Genomic DNA, 18,948 nt, shown 5'->3' with positions numbered 1-18,948 from the left:
CTTCACAGAGGGAGTTCGACGTCGTCGGCCGAGCCTGCCGCGGCGTTCCTCTCGATGCCGGTGAGCTCGGATTCCGTGACCGTGAGTGCGTAGTGCTTGCGCGGATCGAAGTCCTCGAACTGTTCCACGCGGTCGAGGACGTCGCCCACGAGTTTCTTGAGGAAGAGCCGTGGTGCGATGCCGACCTTGCCTCCGAGACTTCCCGCCACGGCGCGCGCGAGGTCGGTCACGTAGGAGTCGTCGACGACTCCGCGTACGCGTTCTGCGGCTTCTCGTTCGGTGCCTGAGGCGTAGATGTCCCGGACCCTGCCGCCGAGTTCGGTCAGGGATTCCACGGTGAAGCCGGGAAGCCTGAGCTGTACGGCGCGCGGGTTGTCGAAGCGGGCGTCGGTGGTGAAGTCGGTGGCCAGGCGTTGTGCGAGCGGTGCCAGCCGCTGGACGCCCTGTGGTCCTTCGAAGAAGGCGGGTGTGCCGGTGATGAGGAGGTAGAGGCCGGGGAAGCGCCCGGAGTGCACCTCGTCGATGAGCTGGCGCAGTGCGTTGAGTGCCTTGTCCCGGGCGTCCGAGCGAACTCGCTGCAGGGTCTCGACCTCGTCGAGGACGAGGAGCAGCCCGGGGTGGCCGGAGTCCTTGAGGACGGTCAGCAGGCCCTGGAGGAAGCCGAGGGCTCCGAAGTGGTCCAGGTCGCCGCGGACGCCTGCGCTTCGGCGGGCCGCCGCGGCGACGTGGGGCTGTCCGCCGAGCCATGCGAGAACGGAGTCGGCGGTGGCGTCGTCACCCGCCTCCTGGGCGCGCCGGTAGCCGCGCAGGGCCGTTGCGAACGCCGGTGCGACGCGGGAGACCTCGGCGAGGCGTGCGGTGAGGAGGCCGTCCACGGCTTGTGGCAGTTCGTCGTCGGTGGCGCCGGCGGCGAGGGCGTCCTCTTCCAGGGCGTAGAACCAGGCGTCGACGACCGGTCGGAAGGCGCTGGGCGGGAAGGTGCTGGTGGCGAGGCGTTCGGTGAGCCGCCGGTAGACCGTCTCCAGTTTGTGCAGGGGTGTCTCGTTCTCGGAGACCTGCACTTCGGCGACGGCGAAGTTGCGCTGCTTGGCGCGTTCGGCGAGCCAGCGGGTGAAGAAGGTCTTACCTGAGCCGTATTCGCCCCGTACGGCCTTGAACACGGCCGACCCGGTGGCGACCGCGTCGAGTTCCGCGTCGACCGCGGTTTCGAACCGGCCGAGGCCGACCGCGAGGACTCCGAGCCCGGTCTCGGGTACGGCGCCCCGGCGCAACGCGTCGATCAGTCGCAGGCGGCGTTCGGGACTGATGCCCTGGAGTGTCACGTCCGTGCTCCGCCTGTCGTGTCGAGGCGGAACTGCCGTCGCAGCAGTGGTACGTCGAGCCGGAGGGAGCGCCCGTTGTCGGTGAGGGTGAGGACCTCCGCCTGGTCGTAGTTGAGTACGCGTTGCAGTGTGGCGGCGAAACCCGCGGCGCGTGTGGCGCGTTTCCCGGCGCGTTCGGCGACGACGGTGACCGGCAGGATTCCGTGCGCGTCGACGAGGGCCTGGACGGCCTTCGCGACGGTGTCGAAGTCCTCGGGGCGCGGCAGTGCGCCGAGCTGGGCGCTCATGATGTCGGATGCTCGCAGCGCCTCGGTGAGCTGTTCGGCTGCCGAGGCGGGGGCGGGCTGTGGGGGTGCGGCCGTCTCGGTCGGCTCGGCCGTGCTGACCTCGTCGAGGGACAGCAGCGCTCCCTGGCCGGTCTCGTGCTCGGCGGCCTGCTGTTCTTCCGCCTTCTTCCGCAGTTCGGCGGCCGAGGGGGTGCGCCTGGCCGGCGGCGTGACGCCCGGAGCCTGTGTGGCCGGGACCTCGGTGCCGGTGACGGCGTCCTCTTTAAGGGACCACCAGGAGGGCCGCTGGGGGCCGAGCTCGCGCCAGCCCTTGGGTACGGGTGCGCCGTAGGGGGCGAAGGCCAATACGGGGATGGCGGCTTCGGCGAGGGCGACGCCGCCGTGGTATCCGGCCTGCCGGTTTCCGTAGCGCAGTCCGGTGTCCCACAGGGCGGTGATGCGTTGTCCTTCGGCGACGACACGCCGTCCGGTGAGGACGGTTTCGCCGCGGCCGGCGGGTGTGGTACCTCGGCGGTGCCGTGCGGAGAGGGCGTCGGGGACGTTCTCCTTGTCGGTGCCGTGGTCGATGACGTGTCCGTGGTCGGCGGTGATCACCAGGGCGCGGCCGGTGGTGCGGGCCTGGGCCAGCAGTTGTTCCATGCCGAGGAGTTCGTTCAGCTGCCAGTGGGACATGGCCCGGTCCTCGCCGAGGCGGTCGTCGATGGTGTTGACGACGACGGCGACGTGGGTGTCGGGGTCGTCGAGTGCCTCGGCCAGTTCGCTGCCGAGGGCGTGTCCCGCGTCTCCTCGCAGGTCCGCCTTGTGGAAGAGCCGGACGTCGGCCCCGCCCCAGAAGCGGTGTGCCGCGAAGCGCCTGCGTTCCTCCTGCTGGTCGATCTCGGTGAGTTCGCCGGCGAAGAGGGAGCCGCGGGAGGTGCGGGTGATCGTGGGCAGTGCGGCGAGCATGCCGCGCCGTCGCCGGTCTCCCGCGGTGTCGGCCACGGGGTCGTATTCCGCCCAGGACCGGGTGCGCAGTTGTTCGGCGAGGGCCGCGGCCACGGCGGCGCTCGCCCCGTCGAGGACGACGAGGAGGAGCGGCGGGTTTCCGGCGCTCGATGGGCGGGCGGGTTTGACGACCGGGGCGAGGACGCGGCGGGCGAAGTCCTCCACGACGAGGGCGTCGCGCGGTGCGGCGCCGCTGCGGGTCTCCTCGGCGAGGCGGGCGGCGAACGCCTCGTCGAGGGTGTGCCGTCGGGCCCGCACGGCGGTGCTCAGTGCGGCGAGAGCGCCGGGCAGTTCCGGGTGGGTGTGGTCGCCGTCGGTGATCCAGCCGTGGGCGAGGTCGACCCATCCGTAGGTGGTGATGTGCTGCTGCACCGCCTCGGCCGCGGTGGTGAATGCGGTGACCGGAGGCCGGCCGAGCCAGTGCACGAGCCGTTGTGCCATGCGGACCCGGGTCATCGTCGCGCGGTGGCTCGCGAGCCGGGACAGCTCGTGCTCGGCCAGGTGGTCGACGGCGCGCTTCAGGTCGCGGATACGCCGCTCGGCCGGCGCCTTGTCCGGACGGGAGGGGACGCAGGCGGTGAGGGCGCGGGCGACGGCTCCGTAGCGCGCCCGTTGCCCGGTTTCGAGCAGGTCGCTGGCGGCGGCCGCGTCTTCTGCCCCCATCTCGCGGATGAGGGCGTCGGCGCGGGCCATGAGGGCGCGGGGGTCGGGACCCGGAAGCACCGGCTCGTCTTCGGTCACGTCCGCGGAGCGGGCGGTCAGCAGGACCCGGACGTAGTCCTCGGTCTCGGCACCGAAGGCGGCGAAACTGTCGTCGTCGAGTCGCCGGCCGCCGAACTTCAGTTCCGCGCGGCCACGGGCACGGTCCACGCCCGCCGGCGCCTTCTCGCCCCAGAGAGCGGCGCACACTAGTCCCATGGGCACCGCGTCGGCGCCGTTGCCTGCCTCGAAGAGGGCGAACAGGGCGGTGAGCGCCTGGTGTGCCCGAAGGCCCACCCGGTCGGGGTCGGCGAGCCAGGACGCGAGTCCGCGACGCTCCTGGTCACGCAGCGAGGCGACACGTTCGACCGCGCCAGGGGCGAGGGACCAGGCCATCAGGGCGTGCAGGTCGAGCCGGTCGGGGTCGAGCCGGTGGGCGGCGGTGGACAGCCGCCCGGCGGCGAGCCGGGACAGGGCGGTGTCGCGGGAGAGGACCGTACCCGGGGTCTTGGGCCAGCTCTCCTGGCCGGCGGCGTCGATGAGGGCTTCGGCGGCCCAGCTCTCGGCGGTCAGGCGGGGGTCGAGGTCCACGGCGCCGAAGAGGCGGCGGACGACGGCCCAGGACTCTATGGGGTAGACGCGGTTGCGGTAGACCCGGGCGAGGAGGCCGGGGCCGAGGTCGGCTTCCTCGACGTCGGTGAGGACGGCGAGCACGTCCCGCTCGCCGGTGTCGGTCCGCTCCCATCCGGTGAGCGTGTCCAGCACGGCGAGCGGTGAGACGGCGGTGGCGATGTGCGCGGTCCGGCCGCCGCCGAGCGGCAGCAGGCGGGGCCCGTTCCAGTGCGGCTCGGCGCGGATGAGGACGATGCGGGGCTCGCCCTCCGTGAAGGAGCGGGCCTCCAGGACCTGGACGACCGCGGCGGGGTGCGCGGGCCGGGGCCGGGACCGCCCGGTGCCGTGCCCGGGCGGCGGAGCGGTGGTGCTGTGCGTGCTCACGGCTGGTCGATCACCTGCCACGTGACCTGGATACGGGCGTGCGGGTGGGCCTCGGCCACGTCGGTGAGTTCCGTCCGCAGCCGGTCGACGGCGTCCGCGGCCTCCGCTTCGTACTGTCCGTACGGCTGCTCGGGGACGGTGGCGGACACGCCGTTGCCGTTGCGGCCCGGGGTGCCGTGGTCGTCCAAGGGGAACCGGTTCGGGGAGGGGACCGGCGCCGGGCCGGGCTGCGGGGTGGCGGGGGGCGCGGGCGGCGGGGTCCGTGCGGCATTGGCGCGGCGCAGGATCGCGGTGAGTTCCCTGGTCGTCTTCTCCAGCGCGGTACCGAGGACGGCCGTGTTCTCGTCCGCCCGTGCGGTGCCGTGCAGGGAGTCGAGTACGGCGCGGGTCTCGGTTGCGTACGGTTCACGCACGTCGCGGGCCATGTCGTAGACGCTGGACCAGGGCACGCCGGCCAGTGCGCTGATGACGGCGGGCGCGCTGGACAGGGACTTGCCGATCCGCTCCTGTCCGGCCCGGTCGCCGGTGTCGGCACCGGCGAGGAGGGTGACGACGGCGAGCGGGTCGTGCCGGTCGGCGTCGGCGAGGTCGTCCACGAGGACGGCTGCCCGGCGCGCGGTGCCGAGGCGGCCCTCGTCGTCGTCGGTGTCCAGACCGAGGTAGCCGGCGTGCGTCTCCAGCTCGTCGACGAGCTTCCGGGCCGCGGTGCGCAGCTGCGCGGCGCGTGCCCGGACGCGGTCGCTGAACTCGGCGATGATGCGGGCCCGGCGCATCGGCGACAGCGGGGCTTCGCCGAAGATGAGTGCCGCGCGTTCGACGGCCTCGTTCCACGCCTCCTCGGTGGGGCGTTCCTGGGCCCGCAGGCTGTAGACGGTCTTGAGGGCGGTGGGGTCGGCGACCTCGACGGGCCCGTCGTGGTAGGTCCACACGCGGTCGGTGCGCTCGGCGTAGGCGCACAGCACCAGGTGGGCGAGGACCGGGTCGAGGCCGTACGGGAGGGGCTCGTCGATCCACTCGAGGAGGGTGCGGACGGGGATGTCCTGGTCGTCGTAGGCGGTTCCGGCCTTCTGCCCGAAGTGTTCCTCCCAGTGCCGGCCGAGCTGGAAGCGTGCCTCGAACATGGTGCCCAGCTTCAGGCCCTTCTGACCGGCGATGCGGGCCATCAGCGGGCGGTCCTTCGGGCGGATCTCGACGACGTCAGTGCCTTCGTCGGAGGCGGTGCGCAGATAGCCGAAGACGGTCTTGACGTCGGCCGTGCGCACCGACAGCTGCTCGCCCTGCGGGTCGAAGTCGGGGTGGGCCGGGTACTGGTGGGCGAGGGCGCCGGAGATGATGCGCCGCGCCGCGTCGTACAGCGACTGGTTGTACTCCAGGACGATCGCCTGCATGTCGGGGACGGGCAGGATGTGCTCGTCGTAGCCGCCGACGACCGCCGGGTCCTTCGGCAGGAGGCCGTAGGCCTGCTTGAGGGCGTTCCGTACGGTGCTGGACAGGCGGCGGTGCTGGTTGCGCAGGGCGTCCTTGGCGCGTTCCCGGTCGTTGGGGCTGAGGTGTCCGGCGTAGGAATCGAAGCGCTGGCCGTTGAGGACGTAGTCGATGATGACCAACCGCTGGAACTTCAGGTAGGTGGCGTGCGTGAAGTGCGCGGGAATCCAGCCGATGGTGCGGATCTCGTCGTGGTCGGGGAGGTTCTTGAGCCGCATGATGCGGTCGCGGTCCTCGGCCTCGCCGTAGACGTCGTCGAAGGGCATGTCGACGATGAGCCGCCAGCTGCCCGGCTGGCGCGGCTTGACCTTGTCGTCGTCCAGGGTGTTGGCGTCGGCGAGGTTGCCGAAGAGGATTTCTGCGGACCGCCGGGAGCCGCGCCAGGACAGGTTGAGCTGCTCGTCGAGCTGGCCCTGGCTCACCCCCAGCTCTTCCCACAGCATGCGCTTGAGGAGACCTCGGCGGTTGGCCGGGTTGTTGTTGGTCTGGGCGCGGGTGACGATCGACTCGTAGTCGACCCCGACGAGCTCCAGCGAGATCCCCGCGTCGGGTCCCTCGGTGTACTTGATCTCGCCGAACTCGTCGGCCCACTCCTTGGCCTTCTTCGCGACCTCCTTGGCCTCGAAGCCGCGCACCCGGGAGGTGACGATGCCGTGGTTGAGGGCGGTGAGCCGCTTGACGGTGAGGTTCTGGAAGGCGGGCACGGACGGCACGAGGGCGGACAGCAGCAGGGTGCCCATGAGCCGGTTGTCGACGATGAACGACTCCATCCGGCCGCGTACGGCGGGGTCGAGTCCGTCCGGGTCGCGCCGGTACGCCTCGGTGTCGTCCAGGGTGAGCTCGTACCGGCCCAGCAGGTAGGGCTGGAGCTTGTTCTTGTACAGCTCCTGCGCGGACCGGAACTGCTCCCGCAGGGTCTGGGTGAAGGGGTCGCTGCCGCCCCGGTACAGCACCTCGTAGAGGTCGCCGAGGGGGACGAGCTGGCCCAGACGGAGGGTGTCGCGCTGGTCGAACAGCATCTGTCCCATGAGCTTCAGGCCGGTACGGGAACGGGACAGCGCCTCGGCGACCCGTACCAGGGTGTCCATGAAGGCTGGCGAGAACGGGAAGGCCCGGCGGAAGGCCTCCTCGTCCGCGGTCGTGATGTCCTTGCTGTCACCCAGCAGCGCGTCCCACACGTCGGGCTTGACGCGCTTGATGTTCGCGAAGGCCTGGTCGATGCGGGCCTGCGCGTCGGGCACGTCCTCGCGGGGCTTCAGCAGCCGCGCGTGCGCGATCGCCGGCAGGTCGCTGTCGGGCAGCGGGATCGTGCGGAATCGGTCGTCGGCCAGGGAGAGGGTGTCCTGGATGGACACCTCGGCCGAGCCGAGCACGGCCTCGTCGCCGACCAGGTCCCGCAGATCACGCTGACGAGCGATGAAGGAGACCACCGGGATGGCCCGGCGGGCGTCGCTGCCCTCCACGAAGTTGGTGATCTTCGCGGCCTGCTCGGAGACGAACTTCTCGTCCCGGATGTGGTTGGCGAGCCACAGGATCAGCTCGTCGAGGAAGAGGACGAGCGCGTCGTACCCGAGGGACTTCGCGTGCGCGGCGATGATGCCGAGGCCACGGTCGAGGGAGACGAACGCCTGCCGGTCCTCGGCGGCGTCCTGGAAAAGCCCCTTGAACCAGGTGGAGAGGGCGTCGGAGATCAGCTTGGCGCGCAGCCCGCCGGCGGTGACGGGCTCCTGGTGCCACTGGGGATCCACCTCGTTGAGGATCTTCGCGTCCATCTGCTCGGCGGCGAGCGCGGTGTCCAGCTTCTCGGTGGTCCAGAAGACCGAGTCGCCCCACTTGTCCTGGGCGTCACCGCCCGGCAGTCCGTCGATGAACGCCTCGTCGCCCATCCGCTCCCGGTGACTGCGGATGTTCTCGAAGAGTGCGTCCGTGCGGTAGACCTGCGGGATCGAGGCGTCGGGGTGGAGGCGGCGGATGTGCTCGACGTACCCGCCGAGCACCTTCTGCTCCAGCGACTTGCCGTCGAGCATGTGGAAGGGCAGCAGTAGGAACTTCGTACTGTGCAGCCAGGCGTGCTCGCGCATGGCCCCGGCGAACTTCTCGAGACCGCGCACCCTGAGCGCCGCCCGCTCCTGGATGCCGAGCAGCGCGGCCAGCACCGCCATGAAGTGCGACTTGCCGGAACCGAAGGAACCGTGGAGGTAGGCGGCCTTCGAGCTGCCGCTGGTCAGCCCGGCCTCGATGAGCGACAGGGCCTCCCCGAACCGCTCCACGAGGCTGTCGGTGAGGACGTACGCGTCCAGCGCCTTCGAAAGCTCCTCGTCGCTGCCCAGCGCCTCGGTGAGCTTCAGGACGAAGCTCTCGTGACTGACGGTGGGGATGTCGATGACCTCACGCAGCAGTGGCTGGGTGGGGTGTGCCATCGCGTACTCCTCGTGGTCCCGTTGTCGCCCGCTCGGCCGTCCGGGCGCCGGTCCGAGCGGCGCTGCCGCCGCTCTCGCCGGGCCGTCCGCCCCCTGCCTCGGATTCCGCGCGCCCCGGCCCACTGGACCGGCGTCCTTGTCTGCCGCACGGTCTGCGCACGGCACACCGGACCCCGGACCCGCCCGGCCCGCGTCACCCGAACGCCTCAGCGTAACGTGCGGGGAGCACGGATCTGCCGGGTTTGCGGGGGTGGGCGGGGTCCGGGCAGGGTGGTGGGTCTGGCGGGGCCCTGCGAAGGGGTGGCTACTCCTTCGCCTTCGCATTCTTCGCGTTCTTCCCGCCGGCGGGCTTGGCCGCGGCCTTCTTCGCCGCCTTACGGGCCGGGCGCCAGGCGCGCAGCTCCTCGTCGGTGACCGCGAACTCCTCCTCCCGCTGCCAGTCCAGCAGCGCCTCCTCGAACATGCCGGCGTCCTCGGGGTGCCACTGCCTCAGCCACGGCAGCAGCTCCAGCAGGCCGGCGAGGTACGGGATGAAGTCCTCTCGCTCCCAGTTTCCGGAGTTCGCGCGGTTATCGATGGTCTCGGTGAGGGCCGCGGCCTGCTCCAGGTGGTCCCAGCCGCCCCAGCCCAGGACCTCGATCGCCGGGTTGAGAGTACGGCTGTAGGAGATGAACCGCTCCTTGGGCACGTCGAGACCCCCGCGCTGGGCGGCGTAGGAGGCCTTGCGGAAGTCGGCCGTCGTGTACTTCGGCGGCACCGGAGTACCGTCCCTGATCTCCAGCGCCTTCCGGTGATCCCCGGCGGCGGTGGCCGCGTCCTCCTCCCGCTGCCGCTCCCAGACCTGCTCCCACACCTCGCGCTTCTTCTTGTGCGCCGCCTCCGTGTAGCGCAGGGCGGCCAGGAACGGCACGTGCTGGTCCTCGACCAGCTTGGGCACGATCACGGACAGTTCCTCACCGGGCGCGTAGAGCTCAGCGACGGCCACGAAGTCGTGGTCGCCGGTGAGGTCGTCGACCAGCTCGGGGAGGGAGCGGGTACGGGGGCGCTCCGTCCCGTCGTAGTCCGTCTCGTACCAGAGCTCCCGTCGCTCCATACGTGCGAGCAGCCACTCCTTGAGTGCGGCCTGCTGCTGATCTTCCCAGCTGTCGGTGAGCCAGCGCCGCTTGTATTCGGGGCGCTCGATGAGCCCGATCACGGAGGAGTTCTTCATGGCGTCGAGCCGACGGCGGACCGTCTCCTTGTAGGCGCCAGGCCATTCGGCCGGAATCTCTGTGATCATGGTGGAGTTGTGACGCCGGAACCATTCCGTCTTGACGCCCTGCTCCTTGACACGTTTGCCGAGGTGGATCTCGAAGGCTCGCTGCCCGAGGGCGAGACCTTCGGCGGGAAGTGAGTCTTCGGGTGCGGTGAGGTCGTCGCACAGGCCGTAGATGCCGTAGACCTCCCAGTCCAATTCCTCCTGGACGGCGATCATCCGGGCACGGATGCGGTGCCATTCCGATTTTGCCTGCGCCAAGGATTCGGACGTGGGTGGATTCTCCGGGTCGGCTGCGATGACGGAAGGGGTTACGGCAGCGAGATGTTGGGCGAGGGTGTCCAGTTCTGTTGCGCGGGTGAGAGGGTACTCAGCAGGGAGAGGGAATTCCTGGACGTTAGTTCCGTTGAATTGATAGAAATCATCAAATGGGACCCTCGACTGCCTAGCCCCCTTTACATCGACAGTACTTCCTTTACTGTGACACATCTGCTTCAGCCAAAAGCACGCCATGGATGAGTTCAGCAGCCCTAGAAGCTGAAGGTAATCACCTTCAGTGGAATTCTCGGGAAGTTTAATAACAGGGGCAGTTCGATTGAAAATTTTGCCGCCCCGATCGAGCGCAAAATGATTATGAGTGGCTACTTCTGCGAAGGTAACCGTTAGCGGTGACTTGAGCTTCCCTGAATAAACCTCCTGCCACTCATACCAGGCAAGATCGCGATCCACCATGGGCGTACCGAAGCGTTTCCTGCGCCTGATTACACTTTTCCCCTCGTTCAAAATTCGAGCAGTTGCCCCCAAATCTGATAGCGGTAGAACTTTGAAGTCTTCCCTATACGTCCAAATCGCATCGAATGCCGGAATCGCCAGGTGATCACGAACGGACTCGCCAGTGATCAGCGGCTTCGATTGCCGCACACCCAATCGCCTTGAGGTACCATTTCGCGGCAATAGATAGAGATCGTCTTCGCCAGTAACCGCAGCGATTCCAACTACGGCCTTGGAGTGTTTTTTCAGCTCACCTACTGATTTTTTCTTAATCTCTAGAAGTGTTTCCACGCCACCGTCGGCAAGCACCCACGGATGCTTGCCGAAGTAATCGCCGCGATCAAGGTTATCGGCAGAGACCCACGCACCCGCGCTCTTTCCCGGGGTATCGATCCGCTCCACGATATCCCTCCACACTAGGCCAAGCCTTGGATCCCTCGGAGACGTAGGCTCCCCTTGCACTCCGCGGACGGCCCGTACGGTCTTAGCACCAAGGGAAGCCGGGCGGTTTCTTCCAACAAGGATCACCGTTGGGGTTCCGTGACCAGGAATATATGCACCAGAAGAGTCGATAACCTCAATCAGATCCACGTAACTCTTGAGGTACCCCTGCACCATTTTCTCGCCGAACTCGCGTTTCATGAAGGAATTGGAAGTGATTTGCCCAACATAGCCAGACTCGACATTCCCTTCCTCGTCACGGACCGCAAGTTCGAAGAATCGCTGCATGAACGGGACGGACAGAACGTACTTACCGTGACAGACATTCCTGTAGAGACGACGGTACGTATCCCTAAGCCTGGAATCTTTCACGGCGATATACGGTGGGTTTCCAACCACCACGTGATAACGACCCGGCTTGAGGATGTCAAGGTGCTCGGCCAAATCCTCCGTGTCAAACCAGAATTCACGGTCTCCCTGCACATTAGAGGCATCGTCCGCCTCAAAAAGCTTTCCCTGCTCAGTCTTAAGAAGAGCATCGCCCGTTGCAATGTGGAGCGGCCAATCATAGCTAGCCGCTTCGGGCAAATTCAAAACGCCTGCTGCTTTGAAAGCGGCAATGAGAAGCCGGAAGCGAGCAATCGCCACAGCAAACGGATTTATATCGACGCCATGTACTGCATCAAGCGCTCCGGCCACTCGGACATGAACATCATCACTAGGTGCTCGATTTTCCCATTCCGCAAGGATTCGATGAAACGCCCCTAGAATGAAGTGACCCGATCCACAGGTCGGATCAATCATTTTGACTACGTCATACCCGACCCGCTTGACTGCCCTACCGAGCGTACGTTCGAGGATGAATTCTTCTACAAACTCGGGCGTCTGGAGAAGTGCATATTTATCTTTCGCCTCCTGCGAAAGATCCTGATAAAGATCACCAAGGAAACGAGTGCTCCAATCCGGATCATTGAAGTGATGCACGATTCGAGTCCCCGATTCGGGAACTTCCTCATGGAGGCGCCAAAAGTCGATCAGCCTCTTTGCGCCTTCGTTAGAGAGAGGGATCTGGTAAAGCGGATTATGATCTTCATCGAAAAGCATCTGCCCTGCCGGCGATGATCCGATTTCATCAAAGGCCGACAGGAGCCAGTCACGGTGAGTGCGGGACGGATCATGTGCCATGAATTGGTCATGTCGTTCCTCTGCGTATGTCTGGCGGCCAGGTACCGGACCAGCCAGGAACGGGTTTCTAAGAAGGTCGTTGTCTTCACAGAAACGGACGAAAACTGTGCCGAGGATCCACGCAACGGCAGCCTGGGTCACACGCTCGCTGATCCACTGGGAGGCGGCAGCCGATGTCCTACGCGCCTTGAAAGCCCTATTATGCTCCGCAAGGAGCCGTTGCTCGGTCTCGGGGAGCGTCTCAAGCTGCGAGTGAAGGTCCTTCTCGGCCTCGGCCACCTGCTTCTGCAGGTCCTTGAGCAGACGCGCGCTGTCAATCACTGAGCCCACCAACAGTTGAAGTGTTCGATCACGGAAGGCGCCCTGTGGCGCACAAGCATTCATTGGACCACGACCCAGCCCCGCCTCTCAGGAAAGTGACGGGGCTGGTGCGGGATCTGAGGCACGAGTCAGTAGGGACCCACCATCCCCTTCCTGACGGCTGACACGAAGGACGCCCAGCCCTCGACCTCGAAGAGGATGGCTGGTCCCTGAGGACGCTTGCTGTCACGGACAGGAATCAAGCCAGGGAAGCCTTCTGCGATCTCGACGCAGTTTCCCCCTTCACCATTGGTGTATGACGACTTGCGCCATACCGCGTTACTCAGGTCGAGCGGGGTGGTCATGGTTTCGGCAAGTCCTCCGCCACCGATTCGATCAGAGTGAGGGACGCCTCCGGTGGCAATGCGGCGGCCCTGGCCAGATCGTATGACGTTTGGTATCGCTCAACCAGTGCCGGATCATCGATGAGTTGGCCACTGTGTGGCCCCTCTACGTAGGCAACGGGTGGTGCGTCCCTGAAGGTCATGAGAGACACCACCCCCATCATGAAGGTGTGAGGCCCTGCTTCGTATGGATGGACCTGGATCAACACTCCACGGGTGCCGGCGAGCTCCGCAAGCCAGGCCAACTGCTCAGCCATGACATCCGCTCCTCCAACTGGCACACGCAGGGCTGCCTCGTGAACGATCTCCCACAGTAGAGGTCCTGCGGAATCGTCCAGGATCCGTTGACGCTCGACTCGGGCGCGTACGTACCCCTCCACCTCATCCGTTGACGCGTAAGGCAGCGTGGCCCGCGTCAACGCCCGCGCATACCCCTCCGTCTGCAACAACCCCGGCACCAGCATCGGCGCGTACTCGCTGATCGTCTTGGCCCGCGTCTCGAGCTCCGCCGCGTCCGCGAAGTAGTCGGCGTGCTGGGACTTGCGGGCCAGTTCGCACAGGCGCTGGAAGTGCTCGTCCGTGCCGAGGACCTCGTCCAGGAGCCGGGACAGGTCCGGCTGCGGACGCCTGGTCGCCGACTCGAACTGGCCGATGTACGTGCCCGAGCAGAAGACCCGCTCGCCGAGCTGGTCCTGGGAAAAGCCGGCGGCCTCGCGGGCTCGGCGGAGTTCACTGCCGAAGAAGGTCCTCGGCGAGGTGAACGGGTCCATGTCCTGGTTGCGGTTCTGTCGGCCGGCCATCGGCTGTGCCCCCTTGCGGTGTCCGTGTGCGCACCCGCCAACTCCGCGGGGCCAATGCCGCTCACTGCCCGCAACTCCGTTGCTGGCACGCGACCCCTACCGAGAGTAGCCCCAGATCAGCACGCTGTAGGCATGAACAGCAACAATCACCCCTTCCCCACCCAGACCGAACACCCCCTCCCGACCGTCCCCTTCGCCTATCCGTTCCCGGACAACCCTCTGGCCTCCGCGCTCGCCGTCTCCGACGAGCTCAGTGCCGCCCTCGCCCTGCACGGCATCACCCTGCCGTCCCTCGGGCCGGAACTGGCGTCCTGCACGACGTCCACCGTGCACCGCCCGCTCCTGGAGCTGGGCCGGGTGAACCTGTCCACGGCCCACCGCCTGACCGTCGTACTCACCGACGCGGCGGACGCGCGTAAGGCAGCGACCCGCCCGAGCACGGGCGACGGCAACGGAACCGGCGGCGGCACGGACCGGTGACCGCACCCCCACCCGGCCCCTTCCCCGGCCCGGACACGGCCGCCCCGCCTCCGCCGCCGCCGCCCGCCGGAACGGTCGTGGTCGACGAGCGCACGGGCCGGACCGGGGTGCTCATGGACCACGTCGGCCCCTACCTCCAGCTACGGCCGGTCGGCGGCGGCCGGGAGTGGGACGCGGTCCCGGCACGGGTCCGCGCCGCCTCCTCCGCCGAGCGGCTGCGCGCCTCCGTGGCCGCCGCCAACGCCCGGAGCCGGGCTCTTCCGCCCGACCCTGCGGGACGGGGCTGACACAGGGCACGGGCAGGAGCAGGCGGTTACGCCGCCTGCTCTCCCCCCGGGTCGTTGACGACCCATGCGTGGTTGAGGCTGATCCACTCCTCGCGATCCTCGATCGACACGGTCACGGCGTCCAGCCGTGGCCCGAGGGTCGGGTCCGTGAGCGGGCTGAGCAGCCAGAGGCCACGCCCGTCCGGGCCGCCCCGACGTGCCAGGTCGGCGAGCCGCTGGAGGACGCCCATGCCGCCGTAGCGGGCCATGACATAGGCGTCGTGCAGGAGCAGTGGGCGCCGGCCCGCCGCTGCGCCGTCCTCCCCCGCCCTCGCCGTGCCGGGGCCCGCCGGAGCCTTCAGGGAAGCCAGGATGTCCTTCTCCACATCGCGCCACGCAGCGGCCGTGTACTCATCGAACTTCATCGCGTCCCGCGAGCCCGGTTCCGCGTTGTCCGCCTCCAGGATGGTCTCCCAGGTGGGCCGGGGACGGGCCTCGACCAGTCGGCGCAGAGAGGCCAGGAAGAGGGCGCTGACGTCGACGGGCTCGGCCTGCCACTCGCGTCCCTGCTCGGTGAGGGTCCGCAGGGCGAGGCGCTGGTCGTCGAAGCGGACGGTGAGGACCCGGAAGCCGGGGCGGCCTCCGGACTCCAGCAGCTGGGCCCTGGCCTTGAGCCGGGCGCGCTGATCCGGGTCGCGCGCGGTCCAGTGGTCGGTACGGCTGACCCGGCTCGGGCGGCGCTGGGTGACGACCGAGGTGACGTCACCGCCGCCGGCGGTCTCTCGCCTGGGAACGAACCATCCGCGCGGGCGCTTCCGGTTCGTCCGCCACTCCAGCTCGAAGCCGGCCTGCCGCAGCAGGCGGCCGAGCAGGACCCGGTCGTCCGGGAGGCGGCTGGACAGGTCGGGGAAGCGGGCGCGGACACGGTCGTGGATCTGCTCGACGGTCAGGCCGTCCTGCTCGTCGTCCGGCTTGCCCGCGAGCGGCAGCAGCAGGCCGGCCTGGGCGAGGCGGAGGGCGCGCACCGGTTCCAGGGACCGGGCGTAGATCTCCAGCCGGGCGTTGGCGGCCGCGTCCTGGGAGGCCGCGGCCGCCAGGGTGACCATGCGGGCCTCGTCCATGGTGATCTGTGCCTCGGGCCAGCGGGTCCGGAAGGCGGCGTCGGCGGCGACGATCACTTCCAGCACGGTGCCGGGGCCGGCGAGGGTGTCGCGTGCGGCCAGGATGTCGGCCGCCTGGCCGAGTCGGTCGGCGTAGTTGAGGAGGGCGGGGGCCGAGGGCGTATCCGGGGCGTCCCTGTCCTCGTCGACCTCCAGGGCCAGCATCATCCGGTTGTCGCCGGTCTCGCCGTGGCGGCGGCTGCGCATGCGGCGCGGGGTCATCCCCCAGTCGACCTCCCACGCGGCCCGTACGGCGGCCGTGCCGAGGGCGCGCCGCACCGCGGGGTCGGACTGGGAGGTGCCGCGGCGGCCGATCAGGGCTTCGGCGAGTTCGGTCGCCGAAGCGACCCGGCCCAGGGTGGTGAGTATCTCGACGACCTCGTCGCGCAGGGCAACGAGTGCCGGGTCCTTGGCCCAGCGTTTGCGCTGGGCGCCGAGGATCTGGGCGATGCGGCCCTCGGTGACCTGGTCGGTGGTGAGCGGGGCGACCGACTTGTTCAGGGGCCAGCTGGGCAGTCCCTCGGGCAGCCGGCCCTCCTCGTCGGGGAGGCGCAGCAGCAGCCGTACCGTCTCGACCTCGGTGGCGTTGCGCCCTCGGGGTGCCGGTTTGGGCACCATGAGGGTGACCAGGGCATCGAGGGAGAGGCGGCGCAGGGGGAGGTCGCTGCCCTCCTCGCGCTGCTCGGAGCGTGCCTCGGCGATCTCCTCCGCGGAGTCTCCGCGCTCGGCCGGGGAGAGCGGGGAGGGCTGGCGGACGTCGAGGGCGAGGCGCCACTGCTTGATGCGGCGGTTGATCTCGTCGCGGGTGCGGGCGCCGAGGCCGGGGCGGTTGACGAGACGCCGGGTCGAGTAGTCCAGGAGGTCACCGACGGTGTGGACGTCCAGGCCGTTGAGGAAGGAGACCGCGCGGAGGGACAGTCCCGCCACGAGGAGGGCGGTGTCGCGGCCCGCCTTGGCCGCGGCTTCCTCCCGGGCGTCGTCGTCCGCCGCGTGGTCGAGGGGCGGTAGCTCGCCGACGGGCAGGGCAGCGGCCGCGGAGGTGGTGTCCTCGGGGTGGCCGCCGGAGCGGCCCTGGACGGGCAGGTCGGCGAGGGCGAAGACGCGCTGCCAGGCGCGCTGCATCTCCTTCAGGTCGGGGAACCGCTTGCGGTGGTCGCGGTGCAGGGCACGCTGGAAGAACTCGGTGAGGCCGTCGCGGAGGGCCGAGTCGAAGGCCTCGGAGGCGATCCTGGGGTGCGGCCACTCCTTGGGATCGGTCTGGCGTGGGAGGACGGAGCCGTCACCCCACTGGGGCAGTTCCCCGGAGGCCATCTCGTGGAGGGTGACGGCCAGGGCGTACCACTCGGCGTGGGCGTCGTAGCGGCCGCGGGTGATGTTCTCGACGAACGGGTCGAGGTAGCCCTCGGTGCCGGCCCGGACGGCGTCGACGTCGAGGCCGGCGAGGGAGAAGTCGAAGAGGACCAGTTGCCGGGTGCCGTTGGGGCGGACCCGGATGGCGATGTTGTCGGGCTTGAGGTCGCGGTGCCACACGCCTTCGCCGTCGAGGAAGTCGACGGCGGCGAAGAGGTAGGTGGAGTAGGTCTCCAGCTGGTCGGTGAGGAGCGGGCCCCGCTCGCGCAGCTGGCGGGCGACGGTGCGGTCGCCCGCGTGGTCGAGGACGAGGACGGTGCGCGGGCCGATGCGGATCGGCTCGGGCAGGGCGGGGTGGATGACCTTGGAGTCGTTGCGCAGCCTGGACAGGACGTCGGCCTCGCGGCGCAGCGCCTCGGCGTACTTGTCCTTGCGGGCGATCTTGAGGACGACCGGCGCCTTGTCGCGTTCGAGGTCCTCGGCGAGCAGGGCGCGGGAGGTGGAGCCCTGGCCCAGGCTGCGCTTGATGCGGAAGCGGCGGCCGACGACGTCGCCCGGGGTGGCCTCCAGTGGGTCGCCCTCCTCGCCCTGGGTGTCAAGGGCCGGTTGCGGCTCGGGCCTCGTGGGCCTGAGTCCCTGTTCGACGACGTCGAGCCACTCCAGGAACTCCGCGGCGGTGCGGATGCGGCGGTGCGGGTCGAAGGCCGTGGCGTCCAGGATGATCTGGTCGACGTCCTTGGTCAGGCCGTCGGCCACGGCGGAGGGCACGAGCCCGCGGCCCTGTTCCAGCCTGGCGCCCAGCTCGGCCTGGCTGCTCGCGGGCGGCCTGCCGGTGAAGATCAGGTAGCCCAGCACTCCGAGCCCGAACACGTCGAGGGCCGTAGGGTCCGGGGACTTGGCGGTCACCTCGGGGGCCAGATAGGGGTCGGCGACCTCGGAGACGTACGCGGCGAGGTTGTTCGACGGGATTATCTCGTGTCCGCTGCTCAGGCTGGAGCCGGAGCCTCCCGCGGCGCCCTTGGTGCGGGGACGGCGGACCGCCGTCTGCCATTCGGCGATCTGGAGGACCGGGTTGAGCCAGCGGTCCTCCTCGTTGCCGGAATCGGTGCGCGGGCCAGGCAGGACGTGAACGGCGCGGGCGTGCAGGGCGCGGTGGAAGAGGAGGTGCCGGTGCGCGTAGTGGACCGTTTCGGCCAGTCGGCGCAGGAGGGCGGCCCGTGCCCGGGCGTCCAGCTTCGCACCGTACTGGAGGAGGTAGTCGTCCAGGCGGAGCGTGCGCGGGTCGTAGGCGTACAGGAGGGCGGGGCCGGCGCTGTGGCCGTTCTCGTCGAAGTTCTCCAGGGCGACCAGGCCCGGGTGCCTGAGGCCCTCCAGCGCTCGCGCCTCGCGCTCGGCGGTGTGGCTGATGGACTCGCGGGCCTGCCGGTCCGCTCCGCGTTCGCGCAGGTAGATGCGTACGCGGCGGGTCTTGCTCAGGGAGTCGTGGCGGCCGAGGTAGTCGGCCCAGTTCGGCCCGGTGTCGAAAGGAGTGCGGTCCAGACGGTAGGTACCGACGTGGAACTCGGCGTCGGAACGGCCGACGCCCACCTCCGCCAGGAGCTTGCCGAGCCCGCGGGAGAACTCGCGGTCGATGCCCGACGTGATGTCGCGCGCGGGGCGCTGGAGCTCTGCGAGGACGTCGTCGAGCCCGCTGTGCCCGGCCTTGCCGAAGACGCCCGCCAGGTCGTTCGGCGCGAGACGGATGCGCAGGCCGGGGTCGGTGAAGAAGATCAGTTCCTGGATGTACGGGACATGGCGCCGAGGGTCCGTCTTTCGCAGGGCGTCCTTGAGCAGGCCCTTGAGCTCCTTCGCCTTCTGGTTGGCGAGGTGGCGGGGGTTACGGTGGATGCGGGTGCGGTCGCCGGGGAGGGTCTGCACCCAGCTCGCTCCCGAGGAGGTGACCGTGCCCTGCCAGTTCTTCAGTTCCACCAGGAAGAGACCGGCCGGGGCGGCGACCAGCAGGTCGACCTCACGGACATGGCCGCTGTGCGCGGTGAAGGTGAAGTTCGACCAGGCACGGTAGGGCTCGGTGTCCGGGAGCCTCTCCTTGAGATACAGCAGTCCGCTGCGCTCGTGCTGGAACTGCGACTCGGTGACAGTCGTCCACCTGCCGTCTCGCATGACCGCGACGCCCCTTTCCGTATCTCGTCGTCTCGCCTGTTTCCTGCCGGTGGCCGGATCACAGCAGGTGGTCCAGCCTATCGGCCGCTGCCGACGGGCCAGAAGCGTGTACGGCAGGCTGTGGACAACAAGCGCAACAGATCATCTGTTGGCCGGCTGCTCCGCATCAGCCCGGGTCCCTGA

The 18,948-nt window shown here is 68.8% G+C and carries 9 protein-coding genes; 2 read left to right on the top strand and 7 right to left on the bottom strand.

From position 1 onward, the window contains the following. Window positions 1-2: 2 nt before the first annotated feature. From brxD to IEZ05_RS29310, 6 genes are all read right to left on the bottom strand, one after another. Window positions 3-1,322, bottom strand: coding sequence for a BREX system ATP-binding protein BrxD (gene brxD / locus IEZ05_RS29335; protein ID WP_189233280.1), 1,320 nt, complete (start codon window positions 1,320-1,322; stop codon window positions 3-5). Next, window positions 1,319-4,288, bottom strand: coding sequence for a BREX-2 system phosphatase PglZ (pglZ, locus tag IEZ05_RS29330; protein ID WP_189233279.1), 2,970 nt, complete (start codon window positions 4,286-4,288; stop codon window positions 1,319-1,321). The genes brxD and pglZ overlap by 4 nt, the downstream gene beginning before the upstream one ends. Then, window positions 4,285-8,193, bottom strand: coding sequence for a phage resistance protein (locus IEZ05_RS29325; RefSeq protein ID WP_189233278.1), 3,909 nt, complete (start codon window positions 8,191-8,193; stop codon window positions 4,285-4,287). The genes pglZ and IEZ05_RS29325 overlap by 4 nt, the downstream gene beginning before the upstream one ends. A 304-nt stretch (window positions 8,194-8,497) precedes the next feature. Further along, complete coding sequence (pglX, locus tag IEZ05_RS29320) at window positions 8,498-12,166, bottom strand: BREX-2 system adenine-specific DNA-methyltransferase PglX (protein WP_189233277.1); 3,669 nt, start codon at window positions 12,164-12,166, stop codon at window positions 8,498-8,500. Window positions 12,167-12,294: 128 nt separating this feature from the next. Further along, the gene (locus IEZ05_RS29315) at window positions 12,295-12,510 is read right to left on the bottom strand and encodes a DUF397 domain-containing protein (RefSeq protein WP_189233276.1); all 216 of its coding nucleotides are present in this window, start codon (window positions 12,508-12,510) and stop codon (window positions 12,295-12,297) included. Next, complete coding sequence (locus tag IEZ05_RS29310) at window positions 12,507-13,349, bottom strand: helix-turn-helix domain-containing protein (RefSeq protein ID WP_189233275.1); 843 nt, start codon at window positions 13,347-13,349, stop codon at window positions 12,507-12,509. The genes IEZ05_RS29315 and IEZ05_RS29310 overlap by 4 nt, the downstream gene beginning before the upstream one ends. 132 nt (window positions 13,350-13,481) lie before the next feature. Here IEZ05_RS29310 and IEZ05_RS29305 point away from each other — a divergent pair, with 132 nt between their 5' ends. Together IEZ05_RS29305 and IEZ05_RS29300 are read left to right on the top strand one after the other, a co-directional pair. Then, window positions 13,482-13,829 carry a hypothetical protein gene (locus IEZ05_RS29305; RefSeq protein WP_189233336.1) on the top strand — a complete coding sequence of 116 codons (348 nt, stop codon included), beginning with the start codon at window positions 13,482-13,484 and terminating at the stop codon, window positions 13,827-13,829. After that, window positions 13,826-14,116, top strand: a complete 291-nt coding sequence (locus IEZ05_RS29300) for a hypothetical protein (protein WP_229869918.1) — start codon at window positions 13,826-13,828, stop codon at window positions 14,114-14,116. The genes IEZ05_RS29305 and IEZ05_RS29300 overlap by 4 nt, the downstream gene beginning before the upstream one ends. 26 nt (window positions 14,117-14,142) lie before the next feature. Here IEZ05_RS29300 and pglW read toward each other — a convergent pair whose 3' ends face one another. Beyond that, window positions 14,143-18,765 carry a BREX system serine/threonine kinase PglW gene (gene pglW, locus IEZ05_RS29295; RefSeq protein WP_189233274.1) on the bottom strand — a complete coding sequence of 1,541 codons (4,623 nt, stop codon included), beginning with the start codon at window positions 18,763-18,765 and terminating at the stop codon, window positions 14,143-14,145. Window positions 18,766-18,948 lie beyond the last annotated feature (183 nt).

The sequence above is a fragment of the Streptomyces flaveolus genome (assembly GCF_014648815.1).
GTDB lineage: Bacteria > Actinomycetota > Actinomycetes > Streptomycetales > Streptomycetaceae > Streptomyces > Streptomyces flaveolus.
The sequence above is the reverse complement of the archived record's forward strand: the minus strand, read 5'-3'. Positions and strand labels throughout refer to the sequence as shown.

Bases quoted from the DNA above. Each gene is read 5' to 3' on its own strand.
- IEZ05_RS29305 (WP_189233336.1), top strand. From the start codon at position 13,482: ATGAACAGCAACAATCACCCCTTCCCCACCCAGACCGAACACCCCCTC.
- IEZ05_RS29315 (WP_189233276.1), bottom strand. From the start codon at position 12,510: ATGACCACCCCGCTCGACCTGAGTAACGCGGTATGGCGCAAGTCGTCA.
- IEZ05_RS29325 (WP_189233278.1), bottom strand. From the start codon at position 8,193: ATGGCACACCCCACCCAGCCACTGCTGCGTGAGGTCATCGACATCCCC.
- pglW (WP_189233274.1), bottom strand. From the start codon at position 18,765: ATGCGAGACGGCAGGTGGACGACTGTCACCGAGTCGCAGTTCCAGCAC.
- IEZ05_RS29310 (WP_189233275.1), bottom strand. From the start codon at position 13,349: ATGGCCGGCCGACAGAACCGCAACCAGGACATGGACCCGTTCACCTCG.